Source organism: Thermodesulfobacteriota bacterium (assembly GCA_036482575.1).
GTDB lineage: Bacteria > Desulfobacterota > GWC2-55-46 > GWC2-55-46 > JAUVFY01 > JAZGJJ01.
On the sequence record JAZGJJ010000011.1, the window covers coordinates 1 to 3563 of the forward strand.

Genomic DNA, 3563 nt, shown 5'->3' on the forward strand with positions numbered 1-3563 from the left:
CCCGGAGCGCCTCGGGCTTTATCTACTACGTCAGTGTCGCCGGCGTGACCGGGGCGAGGGCCGGGGCGGCGGCGAGCGTAGAGGATTCGGTAAAGAAGGTAAGGCGTTTTACGAAGCTCCCGGTGAGCGTGGGCTTCGGCATATCCACGCCCGAACAGGCCCGCAGGGTCTCGCGCTCGGCGGACGGGGTGGTCGTGGGGAGTGCGGTCGTAAACGTCATTCAAGCCGCTACGGACGTAAAGAAGGCGCCTCAAAAGGTGGGTAGGTTCGTCGGCAGGATAAAGGCCGCCATGAAGCGGCCTTAGTCCGCGCACCGGTCCGCGCGGCGGCCCATACCGCGTGTTTTTTCCGAACGACCTTCTTTACAACATATGGAGGACGGGATAAGTTCCGTTAGAACGTATAGGATGGAAAGCCGGGCCGATTTGTGGTAAAACCGTGGGACGTATACGTTCGGGGATAAAAGCCTATGATATGGTTTAAAAAGGGTTTTCTGTCGGGCAAGGGGGAGGGAAAGACCGTAAAGGTCCCTCAGGGGCTGTGGGTCAAGTGCGACCACTGCGGGGAGATAATATATAAAAAAGAGGTCGAGCGGAACCTCGAGGTATGCCCCAAGTGCGACTACCACTTCAGGATCTCCGCGGCCGCCAGGATAAGGACCGTCATAGACGAGGGGACGTTCGTTGAGCACGACCGGGAGGTAGAGGCCACCGACGCGCTCGACTTCAAGGACCTTAAGCGCTACAGGGACAGGCTCAAGGCCACGCAGAAGAAGACCGGCGCAAAGGACGCGCTCGTCTCCGGCGAGGGGCTTATAAACGGCCGTAAGGTGATGCTCGCGGCCTTCGAGTTCTCGTTCATGGGCGGGAGCATGGGCTCGGTCGTCGGGGAGAAGATAGCCAGGCTCGTCGAGAGCGCAGTCGCCGAGAGGTGCGGCGTTATCGTATTCTCCTCGTCGGGGGGGGCCAGGATGCAGGAGGGCATACTCTCGCTCATGCAGATGGCAAAGACCTCTACCGCCGTCGGCAGGCTGAAGGAAGAGGGGCTTCCCTACATATCCGTACTCACCGACCCCACCACCGGGGGGGTCACCGCCAGCTTCGCCATGCTCGGCGACATAATAGTGGCCGAGCCAAAGGCGCTTATCGGGTTCGCCGGCCCGAGGGTCATAGAGCAGACCATAGGAGAGAAGCTGCCGGAAGGCTTCCAGAGGTCCGAGTACCTCCTGGAGCACGGCATGGTGGATATAATAGTCGAGAGGAAGAACATGAAGGACGTCCTCTCAAGGCTGCTCTCTCTCTTAAGCGAGTAAAGGGCCTTCTTCCCGGCCGCATCACTTGCCAGATGCCTTCCTATCGCGAGACCATCCGATACATCTACGGGCTCGAAGCCCTCGGTATAAAGCCCGGACTCGAACGCATCGAGGCGCTCCTTTCAGCGATGGGTTCCCCCGAGGCCGCCTACCCGTCCATACTCGTAGGCGGCACCAACGGCAAGGGCTCCACCGCGGCCATGATGGAAGCGGTATTGAGGGAGGCCGGTTTTAAAACGGGCCTTTATACCTCCCCCCACCTTGTAAGGTTCAACGAGCGTATAAGGGTAGACGGCGAAGAGGTAGCGAATAGAGAGGTCGTCCGCGCCGCCGCCTCGGTCAGGATGGCCCTCGGTTCCATCAAGTCGGGCGGCATCATGCCGCCGAGCTTCTTCGAGTTCACCACGGCGATGGCCTTCGAGCGGTTCAGGGAGAAAAAGGTCGACGCGGCGGTGCTGGAGGTGGGCATGGGGGGAAGGTGGGACGCGACCAACGTCGTAACGCCGCTCGTATCCGTAATAACCAACGTGGCAATGGACCACACGCGGCATCTGGGAAGCAGCCTCAAGGATATAGCGCGTGAAAAGGCGGGGATAATAAAGGAGGGCGTTCCGGTCGTATCGGCCGTAGAGGGGGGGGAGGGGGCGGACGCGCTCAAGTCTATAGAGGGCATCTCAAGGGAGAGAGGCGCGCCGCTCTATCTTATGGGCCGCGAGTTCGGCGTCTCCGCTTCGTCCCCCCCCTCAGGTGGTTTCGACTATCGCGGCCAACTGCGGCTTAACGGGCTTTCACTCAACCTCGCCGGTCCCCACCAGTTGAAGAACGCCGCGTGCGCGTTAAAGACGATCGAGCTTCTAAGGGAGCGCGGCTTCGATATACCCGAGGGGGCCGTAAGGAGGGGGCTTGGCCGTACGGTCTGGCCCGGAAGGTTCGAAGTAGCCGGGAGGAGACCCACGGTGATACTCGACTCCGCCCATAACCCCGCCGCCGCTCTGGCATTGAAGGAGACCCTCGAAGGACTCGGCTTCAAGAGGCTGATTCTCGTCCTCGGCGTTATGGCCGATAAGGACATAGCGGGGATAACGGGCACCCTCTCCCCCCTTGCCTCCACCGTAGTCCTCACGAGCCCCGGTATAGAGAGGGCCGCGGGGACCGGGACCCTTAAACAAGAACTCCGGGACTATCCGGGCAGGGTGGTTACGAGGAAGAGGGTTTCCGGTGCCGTAAGGGCCGCCCTTGCCGAGGCCGGGCGCAACGGCACGGTATGCGTAACGGGCTCGGTCTTCACCGTGGGAGAGGCGAGGAGGTACATGGAGAGGCGGAACTGAGCGGGATGGGGAAAACGGGGGGGACATACCGCGGAAAGGTGGGAGTACAAGGGGCCTTCTTCCCGGCTTCATGCTATCTGCTGCTTGCCGTTCTTATACTCCTCGGTGCCGCCACGTACAAACGGAACTTTGTATTCGAAAACGAGCGGACGTTCTGGGAGGACGTAGTCGCCAGGGGCCCCGCCAACTCAAGGGGGCATACCAACCTCGGGAATGTATACCTCAGCAGCGACCGGGTGGATGAGGGGGTGGCGGAGTTCGAGAAGGCGTTGGCTCTTAATCCCCGGGACGAGGTGGCCCACAATAACCTCGGATACGTCTACTATACGCAGGGCCGGATGGACAAAGCCGTTAGAGAGTACAGAGCGGCCATAGGAATATATCCCGGCTACGCCGAGGCGCACAGTAACCTCGGGGCCGCATACAAAGCCATGGGCCGCCCGGAGGAAGCCGTGGCCGAGTACATAGAGGCCCTGAACCTTAAACCCGGCTCCGTAGGCGCCCGCCTTAACCTCGGTAACGCCTACAGGGGAATGGGGTTCCCGGAGGAGGCCGCGGAGGAGTACAGGGAGGCGCTTAAGATCGACCCCGCGCAGGCCGACATACGCCTTAACCTCGGGAACGCCTACAGGGAAATGGGCCGCGTGGACGAGGCCGCGGCGGAGTACATGGCCGCGCTCAGGCTGAAGCCCGACAGTGCGGAGTTCCATAGCAACCTCGGGATAGCCTACGACGACCTCGGACGCACCGACGATGCCGTTAGAGAGTACAGGGAGGCCAATAAGGCTCAACCCCGACTTCGCGCCTGCCCATAACGGCCTCGGGATAGTCTACTTGAAGCTCGGCCGCACCGACGAGGCCATATCGGAGTTCCGGACCGCGATACGCCTCCTGCCCGGCTTTGCGGACGCCGTGCATAACCT

4 protein-coding genes are annotated in these 3563 nt (G+C 61.4%); all 4 read left to right on the forward strand.

Going from position 1 to position 3563, the window contains the following annotated elements; translation table 11 throughout:
* Positions 1–305: geranylgeranylglyceryl/heptaprenylglyceryl phosphate synthase (locus V3W31_00395; protein MEE9613397.1), on the forward strand; the 305-nt coding region annotated here is incomplete at its 5' end.
* Positions 306–469: 164 nt separating this feature from the next.
* Positions 470–1312, forward strand: coding sequence for an acetyl-CoA carboxylase, carboxyltransferase subunit beta (accD, locus tag V3W31_00400; GenBank protein ID MEE9613398.1), 843 nt, complete (start codon positions 470–472; stop codon positions 1310–1312).
* A gap of 32 nt (positions 1313–1344) precedes the next feature.
* A complete protein-coding gene (locus V3W31_00405; protein MEE9613399.1) occupies positions 1345–2640 on the forward strand; it encodes a folylpolyglutamate synthase/dihydrofolate synthase family protein in 1296 nt (431 codons plus the stop codon).
* A 38-nt stretch (positions 2641–2678) separates the two neighbouring features.
* Positions 2679–3455 (forward strand): tetratricopeptide repeat protein, encoded by a 777-nt coding sequence (locus V3W31_00410; GenBank protein ID MEE9613400.1) that lies wholly within the window; start codon positions 2679–2681, stop codon positions 3453–3455.
* Positions 3456–3563 lie beyond the last annotated feature (108 nt).